This window comes from Psychromonas sp. MME1 (assembly GCF_041080865.1).
Taxonomy (GTDB): Bacteria; Pseudomonadota; Gammaproteobacteria; order Enterobacterales; family Psychromonadaceae; genus Psychromonas.
On sequence record NZ_CP160906.1, the window covers coordinates 2073212 to 2092263 of the forward strand.

Sequence of the window (19052 nt, forward strand, 5' to 3'; positions counted from 1 at the left end):
CTATTACGGTTTAAGGATGCGCATTCAAATGACGCCATCAATAACAATTCAGGAGTGAAACAGTGCTACACAACCACAATACAACATCACTGTTTAATCAATCCCTCTTTATCAATAACAGGAAATGCAGATATTGTCCTGACTATATTCAGAGATAATCACACAATGAGTACCATTAATAGGATTTGATGACTTATAGCAAATCTTATTAATGGTACTCATTGTTATAAATAGATGACATAAAAAAACCGCAAAAATGCGGTTTTTTATCGTTCACGAGGTTAAAGTAACATTATAAAGTGTTGGCAGTATCTACGACATTTTTAACCGTAAAGCCAAACATCTCAAATAGTTGTTCAGCAGGCGCTGACTCACCAAATGTTGTCATTCCAATCACTTTACCGTTTAAGCCTACATATTTGTACCAGTAATCAGCAATACCCGCTTCAATAGCAACGCGTTTTGTCACATTTGCCGGTAATACAGATTCTTTATATTCAGCACTCTGTTTTTCAAACAGGTCTGTACAAGGTAGTGATACAACACGTACTGCTTTGCCCTGTGCAGTCAACTCAGCAGCCGCTTGCATCGCCAACTCAACTTCAGAGCCTGTAGCGATAAGAATGATTTCAGCAGGCGTTGCAGAGTCTAGTAAGACATAACCACCTTTGGCAACATCGGCTAATTGCTGCGCATCACGCGCTTGTGGTTTTAGGTTTTGACGACTAAAGATAAGCGAGGTCGGGCCATCAACGCGCTCAATCGCTGTTTTCCATGCCACAGCAGACTCAACACTGTCACATGGGCGCCATGTGCTCATGTTTGGTGTCAAACGTAAGCTTGCAATTTGCTCAACAGGTTGATGTGTCGGGCCATCTTCGCCTAAACCAATTGAATCATGGGTAAAGACTTGAATCGCACGTTGCTTCATTAATGCAGACATACGTAAGCCATTACGCGCGTATTCCATGAACATCAAGAATGTTGCACCGAATGGAATGAAACCTTTATGCAGCGCCATACCATTTACAATGGCAGACATCGCAAACTCACGCACGCCATAATGTAAGTAGTTACCCGATGCATCATCGGCAGTGATCGCTTTTGTGCCAGACCACATGGTCAAGTTTGATGGCGCTAAATCCGCCGATCCACCTAACATTTCAGGCAACATCGCAGAGAATGCTTCGATACAGTTTTGTGATGCTTTACGTGTCGCGATATTATCAGAATGCGCTTGTAAATCAGCAATGTATTGCGTTGATTTAACGTCCCAATCACTCGGCAATTCATTGTTAATACGACGTTTATATTCAGCAGCAAGCTCCGGATAAGCGGCCGCATAGGCTGCGAATTTTTCATTCCAAGAAGCTTCTTCAGCCAAGCCTTGCTCTTTATTATTCCAAGCCGCGTAAATATCAGCAGGAATTTCAAAGTCTCCGTAGTTCCAACCTAATGCTTCACGAGTAGCAATAACTTCAGCCGCACCAAGCGGTGCACCATGACAGTCATGTGTACCTTGTTTGTTTGGAGAACCAAAACCAATAATCGTTTTACAACAAATCATCGTCGGTTTGCTTGTTTCAGCTTGAGCCGCTTCAATAGCTGCTTGAATTTCAGCACTGTTATGGCCATCAACAGAAATTACTTGCCAACCATAAGCTTCGAAACGAGCAGGCGTATCATCGCTAAACCAACCTTCAACCTCACCATCGATGGAGATACCGTTATCATCCCAGAATGCAATCAGCTTACCTAAACCCAATGTGCCAGCTAAAGAGCAGGCTTCATGAGAAATACCTTCCATTAAACAGCCATCACCTAAGAAAGTGTAGGTGTAATGGTCAACAATATCATGACCTTCACGGTTAAATTGTGCCGCTAACGCTTTTTCAGCAATCGCCATACCAACAGCATTAGTAATACCTTGTCCTAATGGACCTGGTTGTTGTTTCAACACCGGCTGTATAGCCATATTCAGGGTGACCTGGTGTTTTTGAATGTAATTGGCGGAATGATTTAATATCTTCAATAGAGAGATCGTAACCCGTTAAATGTAATAACGAATAAATCAGCATTGAACCATGACCATTAGAGAGAATAAAACGATCGCGATCAGCCCATTGTGGGTTGCTTGGATTATGTTTTAAAAAGTGACGCCATAAAACTTCAGCGATATCAGCCATCCCCATCGGTGCACCGGGGTGACCAGAGTTTGATTTTTGAATGGCGTCCATACTAAGGGCTCGAATTGCGTTAGCTAACTCTTGACGAGAAGGCATTTGTTTCTCCTGATTTGGGTGTAGTGAAATTCAATTACGGCTATTATTTGTAATATAAATAAGGATTATCCCAAATGAACTAGGTCACTGGCAATGAAAAAAGCAACAAATTCATCACATATTTTCATAAATCACTCGATGTGGGCAAGTTACCTTATCAAATCCCCCTCTATTGAATAAATTGCAAACTAATTTAGCTAAAATTGACAGCTTACAAAATAAAAGAAAAAGCGGCTTTCGCCGCCTTTATGATGAACAGTTGCTAACTTTGCTGCTCTGCATAGCCATGCTCTTTATTGGGTCCAAATACAAACACGATGTTTTTTTCCAATAGAATTTGCGATGTTTTATCAAAAAAAGTAATCGCTTCACTCGTTGGCATATGTTTTAAAATCAACTCAATCGCGATATCAAACCCTTTACTATCGGGAAATGATTTATATAGCTCACCGGATTCAATAAAAAATAGGTAAGTATTAATTTTCTCCTGCAGAGTAAAAAGATGAACATTGTCCTGATCCCACAATAAGGGATCGATAATAGTTAAAAAAACGCGTTTTACTTCTTTTTCTATGCCAATGGCATCAATACAGGCTGTATCCACTACACTCATGTTTATACCTTTACACCTTATTCATTTAGCGGCTCAATCACTCGCCAGTCAGCAAAACCACCATTAACACTATAAACATCCAGATAGCCCTGCTCGCTGAGATAATGCGCCACACCTTTACTACTATTACCATGATAACAAATAACAAAGACGGGTGTCTTAACATCAACCTCTGCAATAAACTGGGCAATGCTATTATTGGTGAGATGAAAAGCCCCTTCTACGTGGTCATTTGCAAAGGAGCGTTCATCACGGATATCCACCACTTGGATATTTTCCGTCGCTAAACGCTGATAAGCATCATAGGCACTTATTAATTTAAACTGTGACATGTTCCCTAAAACCTGTAAAAATCCTACATAATTTACATTATTGCAACAAATACCCTTCCATTACCAGTAAATTTTGCAACACATAATGCACGATTAACCCACGCATAAAACCAGATCACGTGTTAATATAAAGCGTTATGAATTGGCTAAAATGCGACGTAGAACCGAGGAGATGAGATGTTTATAGTAACAGGCGGTGCAGGCTTTATTGGTAGTAATATTATCAAATCATTAAATGACCGTGGAATTACTGAGATCCTTGTTGTTGATGATCTCACCGATGGCACCAAATTTGTCAATATCGTTGATTTACAAATTATGGACTACATGGACAAAGATGAATTTATCAATCAGATTGTATCTGGCCAAGATTTTGGTGATATAGAGGCGATTTTTCATGAAGGGGCATGTTCTGCAACTACTGAGTGGAATGGCAAGTTCATGATGGAAAATAATTATGAATACTCAAAAGATCTACTCCATTACTGCATAGAACGAGATATTCCTTTTCTATACGCATCATCTGCTGCAACCTATGGTGGTAATGACACTTTCAAAGAGGAACTCGCCTTTGAAAAACCGCTCAACGTGTATGGCTACTCAAAGTTCCAATTTGATCAATATGTTCGTAATCTCTGGGCAGATGCCAAAGCACACGGCGAAATATTGCCGCAAATTGTTGGTTTTCGCTATTTCAACGTCTACGGGCCTCGAGAACAACATAAAGGCAGTATGGCAAGTGTTGCATTCCACCTTAACAATCAGCTCAACGCAGGTGAAAATGCAAAATTGTTTGAAGGTGACCACAAACGTGATTTCATCTATGTTAGTGATGTTTGTAAAGTTAATTTATGGTTCTTTGATAACAACATCTCGGGAATCTATAATCTCAGCACCGGTAAAGCTGAATCGTTCTTAGAAGTGGGGAAAGCCGTTGTTAGCTATCATAATGAAAAATTAGGCAATACGGGCACTATTCAACGCATCCCATTCCCCGACCATCTCAAGGGGCGTTACCAGAGTTTTACCGAAGCGGATTTAACAAAGTTACGAGCTGCTGGCTATGAGGGTGAGTTTAAATCAGTCGCACAAGGTGTCATGGAATACATGACTATCTTAAATGAATAAGCTCCAAGTTTCATTCACAGAAATTTCCCAATTGAATACCCTCACTTGGGAAATGCTTTCACATAAATTTAAATATAAATTAAGATAATTGATGAAATCTCAACATAGCAGTCAACAAGCCATTACATTCGTGCAAAATTTTTTGCTTCACCTACCTCTGTTATGGATGTTTTCAGGGTTAATGATGCTTCAAGATGGCCGTTCAATCATGACTCGCATTCTTGTCGTTGCCGTTATAACGGCTATCTATATTGGTCGAAAGTCAATTTTTTCAGGCACTTATAAAGACAAAAAAAATCGCTATTTTATTTTTTTTATTGGTTTAAATATTATCTATTTGTTGCTAAGCAAAGTTATTCATCATGTCGATCATGGATTTATTCGCACCCTATTTGTTTCATCACTCTATTTTTATTTTTATCCCGTTAATCGATACCATATTAATTGGTTAAAAGCCTCAATTCTTATTGGTACTACCCTATTAGCCTGTTTTGCCTATTGGCAAGCGTTCCTATTAGGTATTACACGCATTGGTGAACCGATGAATGCAATCCCCTTTGCCACATGCTGTATGTTACTCTCTATTAGTGCCGCACTAATAGCCAATAATACGCAGTGTAGAAAAGAATTTATTATTTTTACACTCGCTAGCCTCGTCGCTTTATTTTGTACGTTTTTAACGGGGACGCGGGGGGTGCTAATAGCCATCATCCCTTGTTTATTAATAATAAACTTACATAAAAAGATAAATTTAAAAGTGGGCGGTACACTTATTCTGCTGTTGATAATGGTCGCAATCGCCAATCAACGCGTATTAACAACCATGTGGCAAAGAACGGCAAATGAGATACAGAATATCTCTAATGACAATTTAAATACCTCAGTAGGATTAAGGTTACAATTTTGGAAAAGCGCCATCTATACCATCAATGATCATCCATTTTTAGGCGTCGGAACTAAAGCATTTCGCAATGAGATAAGCAAACAATATGAACAAGGGCTCACCAGTGAAGAGGTCGTTAAATTTAATCCGATGCACTACCATAATCAATTTATTGATACGACAGTGAAAACGGGCTTTATTGGTTTACTGCTTATGTTATCTATTTTTCTTTACTGTTTATACCTTGCCTTGATCAGCAAGGTATGCGAAACACTCCCGATAACGATGATTATTGCATCCCTTGGTATTGCCGCGTTAACCGATGTTCCCTTTGCCCATTTACCGGTCGTTTATCTACTATTTATGCTTTTATTTCTCGGAATTAATAATTTATTTAATACAAAAACAGTGGTATAAAATATGAAAATTCTTATTCATAGCTCCTATCGGGATGCTTGGAACAGTGTTCGCCCAGAAGCAGAAATGTTTATCGAAATGGCAAAGATGGGCCATGAAATAACCATTGTCACGCAGGGTGATGCCGAATACGTGTCGCGCTTTCGTGAGCATAATATCAATATCATTGATTGTTACCCAACGCGTAAAATTTGCTGTCGTACTATTAAAACCATACGTAATGAAATGCGTAATGATGACTACGATATAGTGTACGCGATGAATTCGAAAACTATTCCGAATGCCGCATTCGCTTGCCTGGGTTTTAAAGCAAAACTGATCGCCTATCGAGGCACCGTTGGAGGCTTATATCGCCACGACCCAACGGCTTATTTAACGCAGCTAAATCCTCGCGTGAATGGTATATCCTGTGTTGCCAAAGCCGTGCAAGAAGATGTGCAGAAACAGGTGTGGAAAAACAAAAAAAACGTGGTCACTATTTATAAAGGCCACGATCCAAAATGGTTCAAAGATACCCCTTCAGATTTGAGTGAGTTTGCCATTAAGAAAGAGGATTTTGTCGCCATTTGCGTTGCCAATGCCCGACCAAGTAAAGGGGTCGCTGTACTTCTAGAAGCGGTTAATCAACTTGCTGATTATAGCAATTTTCACCTACTCGTGGTTGGTCGCGATTTAGATAAGTCTCCTTATAGCGAATTAATTGCCAATAATGCCATGAGAGCACGCATTCACGTGGCCGGATATCGTAATGACGTGCCGGGATTAATGGCGGCAGCAGATCTGCAAATACAACCTTCAATCAGCGGGGAAGGCTTACCGAAAACGGTGATTGAAGGGATGGCTTATGCATTACCCTCAATAGTAACCACAACGGGTGGCTCTCCAGAATTAGTTAAGGATGGCGAGAGTGGTTTTATTATCCCAAGCAAGGATGTCAATGCACTCGCTGCCAAAATAAAGTTCTTTGTAGAAAATCCCAATGCAACTAAAGAGATGGGAATAAAAGCACAGCAATTTATGCATCAAGAATTTTCCTTAGCAAAAACAGTTGAGAAGCACTTACATTTTTTTGCTTCCCTTATAAATAATTAATTATCTGATTTATTATGAAAAAGCAAAAAATCAACCTTATAAAAAACATTAAATACAAATTCTTATTTTGGTTTTTCAAACGTATTGCAACGCCAATACAGCCGATTGAAAATGAACAAAAACAACGATTGTTAATTATATCCTATGATGCAATTGGCGACACCGTGGCTACTGCCCCTCTGTTTCATGCTATAAAAAAAGCCAGGCCTGAATGGTCTGTTGATTTTATATGCAGAGATAGAAACATTGATATAATTAAAAATCATAGCGCTATAGATGTGATTTGGAATATTAACTTTCAGGCCAAACCGCTGTCATTAAATAAACAAGATAAATTGGCACTACAAACATTATACAAACAAAAGTACGATAAGGTTTTATACCTTGGTCAAGCAATGAAGTGGCCAGTTTTTTACCGTATCCTAAAGCTACACGCTAATGAACGTTTAGCATTGCCAGTAAAAGGGTTAAGCGAGAGGGGAATAGACCTGATTGGATCAAATGTGTTCCATCGCTATATCGGTAAAAACCGCGATGAGACACGACAATTTACCAAAAGAATGGTATCAATTCTCCCCGATATCGGCATAGAAGGAAGTGGTGAATTTAATTATGATTTGAATATTCCGAGAAAGGTAATAATAAAACAAGTTGCTGATAATTCAATATTGTTCAATCCATGCGGCACACAATCAGGTAATACATTATCTGCAGATAAATCAGATGAAATTATTAATGCACTCATTGAGCATGGCTATCAGGTGTATGTATTTGCAAGAGATGAAGTCAGAAAATGCTTAACAGAAAATGCCATAAGTAAACTTAACTTTATTTCAAGTACATCAATTATCGATGCGTGTAACGCCATTATGGATATCGGATTAACAGCGACAACGGATACATCCATCGGCCATATTTCATCGGCTTTAGGTATTAAAACCGTTATTATTAGAGCAGATGAAGCGTGGCGTGCGGATGGTGATCCCTTATCTGGAAATGCGCTAATTGCAGCAGCGGAAAATAACGGCACTATTGAAGATGTCAGCATAGACAAAATCATCAATTTAGTGCAATTACATCGCAGCAAAGAAAAATAGTAGCAGTATATTTATTCTACATAAATATTTTATTACAACGCAGATTGGTGATAGTCCCTTAACCTAAGGGGCTAGCTAGCCCCCCTGCGTTACCTGATGTATTGTTCTGCTATCTGCGCTAGCGCCTTAATTTTCATTGCTTTTTATCAAATTACGCTGCTTTAAATATGCAACAAAGTGATCATAAACAGCCTGATTAGCATATTTTTGATATCCCTGAGCGTAACAAATTTTGCGAGGATCTTTAAGTGCAGCATCAATGCACCTTGCGATATTAGACGGGCAGTTATCTATAACCAAATGATCCGGCAAAAAATCACCCAAAATTTCCGCAGGCCCACTCGGGCAGCTTGTCGCCACCACGGGTGTTTCCATGATTAAAGATTCAATCATCACCGTAGGCAACCCCTCATGGTCTGAACATAATACCGATAATTCCGCTTGCTTAAGTAAAGGGTAAGGATTAACCATAAAATTGAGAAAAACAATTCTCGAGTCAATTTTTAAGGTTTTTGCATAATCGACCAGCTCAGCCTTAAGCTCTCCTTCACCGATGATCATTAACTTAATCTCTTTATCGTCCAATAAAGCAAAAGCCTCCAATAGACGGTCAACCCTTTTTTGCGCTACTAAACGTCCAATAAAAATAAGATATCGACCATTGATTGGGTTAATTATTTGCGGGTCCTCACCTTGTCGTTGCAAGGCGCGAATATCAAAGGGGTTAACAAGATTCACCACACTACTTGCAACATTGGGTATGATGCGGTTAATAAAGTTTTGAATCCCCTTTGAGACCGTCAATACATGCCGTTTTGCTAAGGCATTTTTTAACTTCGCCCTAAAACGGTATTTTCTATACCAAGATTTATTATGGTAAGTATATTCATCGGAGTTATGGATATAAGCAATAAAACGAGGACCAGAACCCGCCGTTATTTTTATTGTTTCGCTGTGGCTAGCAATGATGGCATCAAAAGTAGAGTGTGATTCTTTTTCAGTTAACCACGCAATGAATTGATGATGAACATTTTTTAAATTCAAACCATGTACATTTTCTTGCTTGCTTAAAAATTCGACATTAATCGACGAGGCAACGGTTAATTCATGCTCATCGGTTACGGTTAATATAGTGACATGGTGTCCATGCTTAGCAATTTCTTCTGCTAAACGAATAGTCACAACCTGTACCCCTTCTATTTTTAAATCGCGGATAAAAAAACAGATATTCACAGCCCACTTCCTTGCAATAATTTTGCACGTGCTTGCATCAATTCATGCCAATCAAAGTGATTAACTGAAATGCGATCATGGCGATTTTTAGGCTGGGGGTTAAAAATAACTTGGCTACCTTTAGCCAGTGGCTTCCACTCTTCATAATTTCGTTGACTACCACCATAAATGGCCAATACAGGCGTATTCGTAGCACTAGCCATATGGACAACGGAAGTATCTGGAGTAAAACAGTAATCAGCAAAAGTTAATAACGCTAAGGTATTGTTAATACTACAGGGGGTATCAATGTAAATGAGACGTTCAGGATGACGACAACGCTGTTTTAAAGAGCGTAAAAAATCATTTTTCTCCGGCACTGGAATGAGTAGTAAATGGTCCTCGCCATTTTCCTCAGTCCAACGATTAACCAAACGCAATGCTTGCTCAAATGAGAAACAACGATTTTTCCCTGAACCAAAAAAGTTCATCGCCACTAAATAGCCTTTACTTTTTTTAGTTTGCTCAATAATCGTCTGAAATTGTTTTGTTTCCTTTGCATAGTTTGGCAAGGGAAATTTATATGCAAAATTAGGCGTATCGATAAAGAGCTTGGCAACGGCATGATAACGCTGAAAAAAATTAACATACTTCTGTTCAATATGAACATTAAAAATATTGTAGCGCTGTTTTTCATAGCCCACATAATAAGAAGCATTTAATGAGTGTAACGCTAATAGCTCTTTTTCACTAAAACCATTGCTAATATCGATAACCACATCAAACATACCCGCATATTGTCTATAACTTCTCGCGGTTTGCATACTACGTCGTGGTGACTGAATAATATTAATATGACTCACTTCGTTTAACCAAGCGGCACTCGCATTTCCCGTTATCACACTCAATTTTAAATCGGGACGATATTGACTTAAACAATCAATAAGGGCGCTACACATCACGGCATCCCCCAACTTATTATCCCAACGTAATAAACAAACTGAACGCACATCCTTAAATGCCAGTTTACTGTTTGGCTTTTTATCCCATAAAAGCGAGAATAAATTCAGTTTTATCTCTTTTTTACTATTGCGAATAAACCGCCATATTAACTTTACCGTTCTGATCATCTTGTTTCTATCCAATACGTGCAGTTAATCGGATTATTTCTATAAAGCAACTGCCAAAATAAAGATCTATTGTCTATTGTATATAATTTACAATAAACCCCTGCTATATTAGCACTTTTTAAATTTTTATTGGTAGAGAGTCTATGAAAATACTAATTATTGGCCCATCATGGATTGGTGATATGGTGATGTCTCAAGGACTATATACCACGCTCAAAGAGCAATATCCCAATTGTAGCATAGATGTAATAGCACCTAACTGGTGCAAACCCATTCTTAGTCGGATGGTGGAAATAGAAAATATTATAGAGATGCCACTAGGGCATGGTCAATTTTCTTTTTTTAAACGTCGTGAAATAGGCAAAGCTCTGATAAAAAACAATTATCAGCAAGCTTTTATATTAACCAATTCAGCCAAATCAGCCCTCATTCCATTTTTTGCTAATATCCCAAAACGTATCGGCTGGAAAGGAGAGTTTCGCTATGGGCTATTGACCGATTTGCGCACTAATCGTAAAGCATTTTCATTGATGATTGAACGCTATATTGCCCTCGCTTATCCAAAAGCCGAGATGACAGGCTCTGGGTCTATCAAAAAATTGCCCTCTCCCTCACTGTTTATTGATAAAGAGGCGCAATTAGCATGCTTTAACAAGTTCGCTTTAACCGCCAGTGAGAATATTATCGGCCTATGTCCAGGCGCTGAATTTGGTCCAGCTAAACGTTGGCCTGAAGGCCATTTTGCAACACTGGCTAAGATGTTAATTGAGCAAGGTGAGCAGGTATGGTTATTCGGTTCCGAGAAAGATAAACCGGTTACTGAACAAATAAAAGCGACGCTTTCCCCTGAACAACAAAAACAGTGTGTTGATTTAGCGGGACGTACCAACCTTATTGAAGCGGTTGATTTAATGGCGGCTTGTAATACAGTTGTTAGTAATGACTCGGGCCTCATGCATATTGCAGCAGCCGTTGGCTGTAAAGTTGTCGCCCTATATGGCTCAACATCGCCAGGCTACACCCCACCATTAACAGAAAAAGTTAAAATTTTACACACCGATATTGAATGTCGCCCATGTTTTAAAAGGGAATGTCCCCTTAAGCACCTTAAATGTTTAACGGAAATATCAGCGGATCAAGTGTTCGCAGCGATTAATGAGTTAAAGGGTTAAACTTTGATGGCTAAGAAACGCTAATTATGCTGATACGTCTATTATATACCTTGCTTATAACCTTGGCTGCGCCATTTTTTTTATATGGCTTGTATAAAAAAAAACCTAACAAACCCGCCTTCGCTGAACGCTGGGTTGAACATTTTGGTTTTACGCCGAAACTTAATGACCCAAATGGCAAGCCCATTTGGATTCATACTGTCTCGGTGGGCGAAGCCATTGCCGCAACCCCCTTTATCAAAACACTAAAAGCGAAGCACCCTAACACGCCTATTGTGGTCACCACCACCACCAGCACTGGCGCGGCAGAAATAGCAAAATTAGCGCCACTGATTGAACATCGGTATATGCCCTTAGATCTTCCCTTTGCCGTAAAGGGATTCCTAAAAGCAATTCGCCCAATGAAATTAATCATTATGGAAACCGAGCTTTGGCCCAATACTCTGCATTATGCGGCAAAATCGGGTATCCCTATTACCATCATCAATGCACGTCTATCGCAGCGTTCCTGTTCTCGCTATCAAAAATTTCAAGCTGTATTTGATTTATTGTCTAGCAATATCAAAACGATTCTTTGTCAAACGAAGGATGATGCTCAGCGCTTTGCACAATTAGGCGTTGCGCAGGAGAAAATCCATGTAACTGGATCGATAAAGTTTGATATAGAGATCACCGATGCGATAAAACAGCGCGGCATGGATTTAAGAAAAGAATTAGCCACTACACGCCCTGTCTGGATTGCCGCCAGCACGCATCATGGTGAAGATGAAAAAATAGTTGCCGCACATAAACAATTACTTGAACTGATTCCAAATGCCCTGTTAATCATTGTACCGCGCCATCCTGAGCGCTTTGATGCCGTTTATTTTATGTGCCAAGCGCAGCACCTAAAGGTCGCAAGACGAAGTCACAAAGAGCCCATTGATGTCGATACTCAGGTTTACTTGGGCGATACGATGGGGGAAATGTTAACCCTTATTGGGGCTGCCGATATCTGCTTTATGGCGGGAAGTTTATTGGGTAACGCCGTTGGCGGGCATAATGTGCTAGAGCCAGCCGCCCTTGCTAAACCGATTTTAATCGGGCCTAGTTATTTTAATTTCCAACAAATTAGTGAGCAACTAATCGCACTAGGGGCATGTACCGTCTGCCACGATAGCAGCGAGATAAGCACGCAACTCCTTACCCTATTTAACGCCCCTGACATTAGAAAAACGCAGGGAAATAATGCCCTTGCATTGGTCAATAAAAGTAAAGGGGCGGTGCAGAGGACTTTAAGTTATTTCTTATGACTGATACCCCTTTAGCAATAACAGCCAATCCTGTTCAGACCATTTAATGGCGCGTTTGTTGCGTTCTTTATTAAAAGATCGCAATAGGCGCTGTAAATTCCCCTCTTGCCAATTTTCTCCGCGCTGTTGATAGCACTTATCAAAATCGATTAACCAAACCTTGCCCAGCTCATCCAATAAAATATTATGGATATTTAAATCCGTATGGTTAACCTGTGCCGCATGCATTTTTTTTATTTGCTGACCAATATTAACGTATTCTATTTCCGTTAACGTTCGCTGTTGCAAAATGGCGACAAGATCCTGCGCATTAGCTATTTTTTCAGAAAGAAGATCCGCTTGATAACAAAAATTTCTTTTTTTCACTCGTGCTGCAATCGGGCGCGGAACATGTACGCCAGACTCAGCCAATTGATGTAAAAGATGAAATTCAGCGATACAGCGCGTTTTTTCAAGCCCCATGAAAATATAATGGTCAGAGACTATTTTGCCAAACAAACCGCCACGGCGATAATGTCGCAGTGCCCCCTGTATATTAGCTAATTGAATAAACCAGGTCGTGCCTCGCCCAGTAGCAGAACCCACAACGCATGCTTTGGTTTGCCAATAGTCAATTGAAAAACAATCACTTAAATTATCATTAATCAATTCATCATCATAAATAATATAGTTTTTGCCCTGCTGGTAACGTTGGATCATATGCTCATCTCTCAATTTTTTCTAAGTTTAGCAATCTAAATCAAAAAAATCTTTTGCTTATTGTATACTTAGCAAATGTAAACTAATCAATGAATAATGAATGGCACTATTTACTCAAGCACCTAATTCACTCTGTATTCTACGCCTCTCCGCTATTGGCGATGTTTGCCATGCTGTTGCGATGGTACAGGCGATTCAAAAACAGTGGCCAAAAACTGAGATAACTTGGATCGTTGGCAAAATCGAAGCGCAACTTGTGGCTGATCTCCCCGATATTAATATCGTTGTTTACGATAAAAAAGCTGGCCTCGCAGGCATGCGTAAAATTTGGCAACAGTTAGGCAAGCAAAAGTTTGACGCTTTGCTACATATGCAACTTGCGCTAAGAGCAAGTTTATTAACACTGGGGATCAAGGCGAAGTATAAAGTCGGTTTTAACTTTAAACGCGCTAAAGAGTTACAATGGTTGTTCACCAATAAACGCATTACAGATACCGCATCAGCACACGTTCTCGACAGCTTTTATGAATTCGCCTATTACTTAGGCATCCAGCAAACTACGCCAACGTGGAATATTCCTTTGCCGACTGCTGACATTGAGTTTGCACAGCAAATTAGCACAGACAATAAACCGCTATTTGTTATCTCTCCTGCCGCCAGTAAAGATGAACGCAACTGGCTAAGTGAACGTTATGCGGCGATTGGCGATTATGTTACGGAACAGGGCTATCAAGTGGTACTGTGCGGCTCTCCTGCACCAAGGGAAATAACACTAGGCCAACAAATCGAGCAACAGATGCGCCATCAAGTAACTAATTTGATTGCGAAAACCTCGTTAAAACAGCTGACAGCCGTGCTTAAACAAGCCGAGATCGTGCTTGCGCCAGATTCAGGCCCGGCACATATAGCAACCACTCAAGGAACCGCAGTAATCGGGTTGTATGGACACAGTAATCCCAAACGCACAGGGCCCTATTTCAGTCAACAATGGATTGTCAGTGTCTATCAACAACACGTTGAACACCAGCAGGGTAAACCGCTTGAACAGCTTCCCTGGAGTACGCGAGTCAAAGGCAGTGATATTATGGCCGACATTAGCATTAGCGCTGTCACACATAAAATCGATCAATTAATTGCTCAGCAACATCATTTAAATTAAGGGTTTTTATGAGTACCAATAAAACAACCATCGGTGTCTTAATGATTGTAAAAAATGAACAAAAGCATCTCGCTGCCTGCCTTGATTCCGTTAAAGGTTGGGTGGATGAAATTGTCATTGTAGACTCAGGTAGTGATGATAATACCGAGCAAATTGCCCGCCAATATACCGACAAATTTATTGCCCAGCATGATTGGCAAGGTTTTGGTAAACAACGCCAATTCGCGCAGCAGCAGATGAGCAGCGATTGGATACTGCCCTTAGATGCCGACGAGCGTGTATCGGATGAACTGAAAAACAGCATACTTGCAGCCGTACAAAATAATCCAAGCAATACCTGTTATTCACTTAATCGCTTAACCTATGCGCTGGGTAAATTTATCAGGCACTCAGGCTGGTATCCAGATAAAATTATCCGACTCTACCCTCGACAAGCAACACAATATAATGATGCCTTAGTACATGAAAGTGTTATTGTTCCAAAAAACTTCGAGGTGCAACACCTACAGGGTGACCTACTCCACTATACTTTCGATTCGCTAACCCAATATCGCAACAAAACCGCACTGTATATGAAGTCATGGACGGATCAAAAAGGGAAGGAAAAAAAAGTGCTTCATTAGGTAGTGCGATTGCACATGGTTTGTTTCGTTTTATAAAAATGTATATTATCAAACGCGGTTTCTTAGATGGCCGCCACGGATTATTACTTGCTATATTAAGTGCCAATACCACATTCACTCGCTATGCTGACTTATGGCTGAGAGAATATATGAAAAAACAACAGAGCAAAAAGTAGACTACTTTATGAAAAATAAAATATGCTTTATTAATACCTGTTCAGTCTGGGGCGGAGGTGAAAAGTGGCATTACACAACGGCTAAGTTTTTCTCTCAGAAATATGATATTTGCATGGTGACAAATCAGAAAAGTGAATTATATCAACGGTCTCACTCTGATATCCCTTGTTTTCCTGTAGCGATTAGCAACCTCAGCTTTTTAAATCCATATAAAATTTATCGTCTCTACCACTATTTTAAAAAAGAGCAGGTGAATAGCATTGTTTTAAACCTCCCCTCCGATGTCAAAACATCGGGTATAGCGGCGAAACTTGCTAAGGTAAAAAACATTGTTTATCGACGCGGCATGCCTAACCCCATTAAAAATAGCCTGTTAAATCGTTTTTTATTCAAACATGTGGTCACCGATATCATAGCCAACTCTCAAGAGATAAAACGCTCTCTATTGGCTAAGAACCAGGATTCTATTTCCCAAGGAAAAAATTAAGGTGATCTACAACAGCGTTAATATTGAACATTTTCCGGAAAAAATAAAACACACTAGAGAGCAAATTACTCTAGGCTGTGCAGGACGATTAGTGACGCAAAAAAACCAAATCGTACTAATAGAGATGGTCAAACAACTCGTTGCTGCGGGACTCAATATAAAACTTCTAATAGCAGGAAAAGGTGAGCTAGAAGAAAAACTCAAGCAATTAATCCTCGCATCAGGTATGCAAGAACATATCCATCTACTTGGATTTAGTCAGGATATTAATGAATTTCTAGAGCAGATTGACATTTTTGCTTTTCCTTCTCTATATGAAGGAAGTGCCAATATATTAGTAGAAGTGATGGCTAAAGGGCTCCCCTGCGTCACCTATAATCGCAGTAGCATGCCGGAAATGATAATTCATAATGAGACGGGGTTATTAGCGAACAACGACCAAGAATTTTGCGATGCGCTGAAAGCATTAATTTCATCAGCTGATTTAAGGGATAAATTGGGCTCTCAAGCACGTCAGTTTGCACGAAAAAACTTCAACAGTGATGACATTTATAAACAAATTGAAAATGTTATTGGACAATAATTTTACTTGGTATTCGCCAATTCCTTACAAAGTGAGAAAGTTATGAGCAACAAAGAGATAATCATAAATGATTTACAAGAGGCAGCCGTTGTATTGGATGCTTTTTTGCAAGATGATAAAAATATTGCCAATATCGAAAACGCCGCGAAATTAATTGCCAACGCCTTCAAAGCAGGTGGAAAAGTATTGTCATGCGGCAATGGAGGATCACACTGTGATGCCATGCATTTTGCCGAAGAGCTAACGGGTCGTTATCGAGATAATCGCCCTGGTTATCCAGGCATAGCTATTTCAGATCCAAGCCATATATCCTGTGTGAGTAATGACTTTGGCTATGATTATGTATTTTCACGTTATCTTGAAGCCGTTGGTCGTACTGGCGATGTTCTCTTTTGCCTATCCACATCAGGAAATTCCAAAAATATACTGATTGCCATTGAAGCGGCCAAGAAAAAAGGGATCGCCGTTGTCGCATTAACGGGTAAGGACGGTGGGCAGATGGCAGGCTGTGCCGATGTCGAAATTCGCGTCCCCCACTTTGGTTATGCGGATCGTATTCAAGAGATACATATTAAAGTGATTCATATTATTATTCGCCTAATCGAAATTGAAATGGCTAAATAAATTTAAATTGAATCCCAAATTACCTCACTGAGCCGTAACTTGGTTATTGGTAATCACTTGGTTATTGGTAATCACTTCGTTATTGATATAGAGATCCCGAAGCCGATTCACATCGTTATAGGTGAATGGAAGTTCGGGATCGGCTTGCGCATCACTGCTAAATAAATGGCTCGCCCGCTGCCACTGTAATCGCCGCTTGGCATCACTATTGGCGACAAAACCATCAGTAAATGCAAGACCTTCCTGAGAATAGCCCCAAAATATTTTATCATCATCCTGCGAGAGTAAGTTATTTCCGCCAAGGGTGGTATAGGTTGCGTTCGACAAGCTCAAATGATACAAAGTAGGAAAAATATCCTTGTGCGAACCCACCCTCATCGGTGAATACTGATAATCAATATGACCCAATATTTGCTGCGGCACATACAGATAAAAAGGAACTTGTGACTTACTCGCAACATCTTGTCTATTGTGCGTTTTCATAGAACGCAAACGGTGATCACCCGTCGCAACCACAATAGTATTGTCGGCTAATTCCCCCCCCTTAATATGGCTGATAAATTTCCCTAAAGCGTCGGCACCATACTGATAGGTTTGTAACATTTGCATTTGCTGTTCGGGCGACAGCTCTGTTTTTTCCTGTAAATTCAAGCTTGGTTTAACCACTTTTGGCTGATAATTATCTGGCGTTTGATATGGAGAGTGATTACCGACCGTTAATAGGCAGATAAAAACAGGTTTATCACTTTCGGCTAGGATTTTTTGTACAAACTTAAATACAAATTCATCGGGCACTCCCCAAGAGCTGGCATAGTCTGCAGCCTCTGGAAAATACTTAGCAATACTGTTTTCATCGTAAACCTTGTCAAATCCTTGCAGGGGAAGATAATTAAATAAATTGCGCCACATGCCATTACCTGCATTAACAAAGATGATTTCATATCCTGCATTTTTATAAGGAATAACCGCGCTGTCGGCCATTTTTACCTTTGCTGCCGTGGAATGACTGATATTAGGGACACTGCTGTGCACAAAGAGATTAACAATCGTGGCATTGGTATCTGATGTTTCAGCGTAAAAACGTTTAAATAAAAAATCGTTCTGAAAATGATGACGTAGGCTTGCCAATACATCATTATTTACAATGTCATCTTCATCAAGAATACTGGTTGCCATCGACTCCATCAGAGCAAAGACAACATTGGGACGGTTACTCACCAAATAAGGATTAACGGGAGTTTGTTGTTGCAACGAATCACTTTTGACAACTTGTTCAATACTCGCAAGTAACTCTTTTGCATTAACGGCTCTGAATGTGAACTGCTGCTCATAATCAGACTTAGCCCAATCTAACGCCATAAATGGATTTGGAGTAACAATATTGAGTTTTACATTGTCAGAGATATTAGCATGGTATCGTTTAAGGGGATGGCTCCCCAAGGTTCCGCGTGCAAACAGAAAAAACAGAGCAATACAGAGAAAAACCGCGCAACCTGTCAAATAAGGTCGATTTTTTTGACGACGTATTTGCTTAAGTTGCAGCTCCGTGACCAAGCTTTTTTTAGTTAAATAAGTAAACAAAAAGCTGATCAGCACACTAAAACTAAGCCCCAACATAACCGGGTAATCTGTCCAGATACTATCAATAACAGCGGAAGTATCATCATCAAAAAGCCCAAAAATAAAGAGATCAATATAATTGCCGTAGGTTTGATAATAATAAAAGTTAACGATCGAAAAGAGACAAATAAGAAAATAGATCAGAGCACTAAAGGCAAGCGAAAAGCGTAGATACAGATTAAAAAATCGTTCTGATTTAGCCGTCACTAAGCCAATTAAAAGAGGAAGAGAAAAAGCGATACAAATGACTTTTAAATCAAATCGTAGCCCCCTTAGCGCCATTAGGGGTAAATCATTGATATAGGCAAGTAAAGTAGCGCTATCAGCAATTTTATACAGAAAAAACAAGCGAAACGCCGATAGAAACAAGATAGATAATAAAACTTGAATAAAAATCAGTCGTATTAGCCTGTAAAAATTGCACTGAAAC

Annotated in this window: 18 protein-coding genes and 1 pseudogene; 12 read left to right on the forward strand and 7 right to left on the reverse strand. The window is 39.7% G+C overall.

The window, feature by feature from the left end; all coding sequences use genetic code 11:
- Positions 1 to 292: 292 nt before the first annotated feature.
- From tkt to glpE, 3 genes and pseudogenes are all read right to left on the reverse strand, one after another.
- Positions 293 to 2282: pseudogene (tkt, locus tag AB2N10_RS09505) on the reverse strand (transketolase).
- Positions 2283 to 2544: 262 nt separating this feature from the next.
- Complete coding sequence (locus AB2N10_RS09510; RefSeq protein WP_354623897.1) at positions 2545 to 2895, reverse strand: DUF6572 domain-containing protein; 351 nt, start codon at positions 2893 to 2895, stop codon at positions 2545 to 2547.
- 17 nt (positions 2896 to 2912) lie between these two features.
- Positions 2913 to 3227 (reverse strand): thiosulfate sulfurtransferase GlpE, encoded by a 315-nt coding sequence (gene glpE / locus AB2N10_RS09515; RefSeq protein WP_354623896.1) that lies wholly within the window; start codon positions 3225 to 3227, stop codon positions 2913 to 2915.
- 177 nt (positions 3228 to 3404) lie between these two features.
- On the opposite strand from glpE, the gene rfaD reads away from it, so the two are divergent.
- The 4 genes from rfaD to AB2N10_RS09535 all read left to right on the forward strand — a co-directional run bounded on the left by rfaD (position 3405) and on the right by AB2N10_RS09535 (position 7844).
- The gene (gene rfaD / locus AB2N10_RS09520; RefSeq protein WP_369433751.1) at positions 3405 to 4355 is read left to right on the forward strand and encodes an ADP-glyceromanno-heptose 6-epimerase; all 951 of its coding nucleotides are present in this window, start codon (positions 3405 to 3407) and stop codon (positions 4353 to 4355) included.
- Between the two features lie 91 nt (positions 4356 to 4446).
- Positions 4447 to 5655, forward strand: coding sequence for an O-antigen ligase family protein (locus tag AB2N10_RS09525; RefSeq protein WP_354623895.1), 1209 nt, complete (start codon positions 4447 to 4449; stop codon positions 5653 to 5655).
- Positions 5656 to 5658: 3 nt separating this feature from the next.
- Entirely contained in the window at positions 5659 to 6747 is a 1089-nt protein-coding gene (locus AB2N10_RS09530) for a glycosyltransferase family 4 protein (RefSeq protein ID WP_369433752.1), read from the forward strand.
- A 14-nt stretch (positions 6748 to 6761) separates the two neighbouring features.
- Positions 6762 to 7844: a glycosyltransferase family 9 protein gene (locus AB2N10_RS09535; RefSeq protein WP_354623892.1), complete on the forward strand. Its 1083-nt coding sequence runs from the start codon at positions 6762 to 6764 to the stop codon at positions 7842 to 7844.
- A 126-nt stretch (positions 7845 to 7970) separates the two neighbouring features.
- Here AB2N10_RS09535 and AB2N10_RS09540 read toward each other — a convergent pair whose 3' ends face one another.
- Together AB2N10_RS09540 and AB2N10_RS09545 are read right to left on the reverse strand one after the other, a co-directional pair.
- Positions 7971 to 9077 (reverse strand): glycosyltransferase, encoded by a 1107-nt coding sequence (locus AB2N10_RS09540; RefSeq protein ID WP_369433753.1) that lies wholly within the window; start codon positions 9075 to 9077, stop codon positions 7971 to 7973.
- Positions 9074 to 10186: a glycosyltransferase family 9 protein gene (locus tag AB2N10_RS09545; RefSeq protein ID WP_354623889.1), complete on the reverse strand. Its 1113-nt coding sequence runs from the start codon at positions 10184 to 10186 to the stop codon at positions 9074 to 9076. Before AB2N10_RS09545 ends, AB2N10_RS09540 begins: the two co-directional genes overlap by 4 nt.
- A gap of 143 nt (positions 10187 to 10329) precedes the next feature.
- On the opposite strand from AB2N10_RS09545, the gene waaF reads away from it, so the two are divergent.
- Together waaF and waaA are read left to right on the forward strand one after the other, a co-directional pair.
- Positions 10330 to 11358 carry a lipopolysaccharide heptosyltransferase II gene (gene waaF, locus AB2N10_RS09550; RefSeq protein ID WP_369433754.1) on the forward strand — a complete coding sequence of 343 codons (1029 nt, stop codon included), beginning with the start codon at positions 10330 to 10332 and terminating at the stop codon, positions 11356 to 11358.
- Between the two features lie 26 nt (positions 11359 to 11384).
- Positions 11385 to 12650, forward strand: coding sequence for a lipid IV(A) 3-deoxy-D-manno-octulosonic acid transferase (gene waaA / locus AB2N10_RS09555; protein ID WP_354623888.1), 1266 nt, complete (start codon positions 11385 to 11387; stop codon positions 12648 to 12650).
- Here the strand turns inward: waaA and AB2N10_RS09560 are convergent.
- Positions 12645 to 13349 (reverse strand): 3-deoxy-D-manno-octulosonic acid kinase, encoded by a 705-nt coding sequence (locus AB2N10_RS09560; protein ID WP_354623887.1) that lies wholly within the window; start codon positions 13347 to 13349, stop codon positions 12645 to 12647. The genes waaA and AB2N10_RS09560 overlap by 6 nt on opposite strands.
- Before the next feature lie 100 nt (positions 13350 to 13449).
- Between AB2N10_RS09560 and AB2N10_RS09565 the strand changes: the two genes are divergently transcribed.
- The 6 genes from AB2N10_RS09565 to lpcA are packed head-to-tail and all read left to right on the forward strand — an operon-like array spanning position 13450 to position 17002.
- Positions 13450 to 14508, forward strand: coding sequence for a glycosyltransferase family 9 protein (locus AB2N10_RS09565; RefSeq protein ID WP_354623886.1), 1059 nt, complete (start codon positions 13450 to 13452; stop codon positions 14506 to 14508).
- Positions 14509 to 14516: 8 nt separating this feature from the next.
- The gene (locus AB2N10_RS09570; protein ID WP_369433755.1) at positions 14517 to 15131 is read left to right on the forward strand and encodes a glycosyltransferase family 2 protein; all 615 of its coding nucleotides are present in this window, start codon (positions 14517 to 14519) and stop codon (positions 15129 to 15131) included.
- A complete protein-coding gene (locus tag AB2N10_RS09575) occupies positions 15089 to 15307 on the forward strand; it encodes a hypothetical protein (protein WP_369433756.1) in 219 nt (72 codons plus the stop codon). Before AB2N10_RS09570 ends, AB2N10_RS09575 begins: the two co-directional genes overlap by 43 nt.
- Positions 15308 to 15315: 8 nt before the next feature.
- Positions 15316 to 15795 carry a hypothetical protein gene (locus AB2N10_RS09580; RefSeq protein WP_369433757.1) on the forward strand — a complete coding sequence of 160 codons (480 nt, stop codon included), beginning with the start codon at positions 15316 to 15318 and terminating at the stop codon, positions 15793 to 15795.
- Between the two features lies 1 nt (position 15796).
- Entirely contained in the window at positions 15797 to 16378 is a 582-nt protein-coding gene (locus AB2N10_RS09585) for a glycosyltransferase (RefSeq protein WP_354623882.1), read from the forward strand.
- Positions 16379 to 16420: 42 nt separating this feature from the next.
- Positions 16421 to 17002 carry a D-sedoheptulose 7-phosphate isomerase gene (gene lpcA / locus AB2N10_RS09590; protein WP_354623881.1) on the forward strand — a complete coding sequence of 194 codons (582 nt, stop codon included), beginning with the start codon at positions 16421 to 16423 and terminating at the stop codon, positions 17000 to 17002.
- Positions 17003 to 17026: 24 nt separating this feature from the next.
- On the opposite strand, the gene AB2N10_RS09595 is transcribed toward lpcA, so the two are convergent.
- Positions 17027 to 18970, reverse strand: coding sequence for an LTA synthase family protein (locus tag AB2N10_RS09595; RefSeq protein ID WP_369433758.1), 1944 nt, complete (start codon positions 18968 to 18970; stop codon positions 17027 to 17029).
- Positions 18971 to 19052: the final 82 nt, after the last annotated feature.

What these genes read in the sequence shown, in the direction of transcription:
- AB2N10_RS09570 (WP_369433755.1), top strand. Translation starts at nt 14,517, where the DNA reads ATGAGTACCAATAAAACAACCATCGGTGTCTTAATGATTGTAAAAAAT.
- AB2N10_RS09565 (WP_354623886.1), top strand. Translation starts at nt 13,450, where the DNA reads ATGGCACTATTTACTCAAGCACCTAATTCACTCTGTATTCTACGCCTC.
- AB2N10_RS09545 (WP_354623889.1), bottom strand. Translation starts at nt 10,186, where the DNA reads ATGATCAGAACGGTAAAGTTAATATGGCGGTTTATTCGCAATAGTAAA.
- waaF (WP_369433754.1), top strand. Translation starts at nt 10,330, where the DNA reads ATGAAAATACTAATTATTGGCCCATCATGGATTGGTGATATGGTGATG.
- AB2N10_RS09575 (WP_369433756.1), top strand. Translation starts at nt 15,089, where the DNA reads ATGGACGGATCAAAAAGGGAAGGAAAAAAAAGTGCTTCATTAGGTAGT.
- AB2N10_RS09530 (WP_369433752.1), top strand. Translation starts at nt 5,659, where the DNA reads ATGAAAATTCTTATTCATAGCTCCTATCGGGATGCTTGGAACAGTGTT.
- AB2N10_RS09535 (WP_354623892.1), top strand. Translation starts at nt 6,762, where the DNA reads ATGAAAAAGCAAAAAATCAACCTTATAAAAAACATTAAATACAAATTC.
- glpE (WP_354623896.1), bottom strand. Translation starts at nt 3,227, where the DNA reads ATGTCACAGTTTAAATTAATAAGTGCCTATGATGCTTATCAGCGTTTA.
- AB2N10_RS09580 (WP_369433757.1), top strand. Translation starts at nt 15,316, where the DNA reads ATGAAAAATAAAATATGCTTTATTAATACCTGTTCAGTCTGGGGCGGA.
- rfaD (WP_369433751.1), top strand. Translation starts at nt 3,405, where the DNA reads ATGTTTATAGTAACAGGCGGTGCAGGCTTTATTGGTAGTAATATTATC.
- lpcA (WP_354623881.1), top strand. Translation starts at nt 16,421, where the DNA reads ATGAGCAACAAAGAGATAATCATAAATGATTTACAAGAGGCAGCCGTT.
- AB2N10_RS09510 (WP_354623897.1), bottom strand. Translation starts at nt 2,895, where the DNA reads ATGAGTGTAGTGGATACAGCCTGTATTGATGCCATTGGCATAGAAAAA.
- AB2N10_RS09525 (WP_354623895.1), top strand. Translation starts at nt 4,447, where the DNA reads ATGAAATCTCAACATAGCAGTCAACAAGCCATTACATTCGTGCAAAAT.
- waaA (WP_354623888.1), top strand. Translation starts at nt 11,385, where the DNA reads ATGCTGATACGTCTATTATATACCTTGCTTATAACCTTGGCTGCGCCA.
- AB2N10_RS09560 (WP_354623887.1), bottom strand. Translation starts at nt 13,349, where the DNA reads ATGATCCAACGTTACCAGCAGGGCAAAAACTATATTATTTATGATGAT.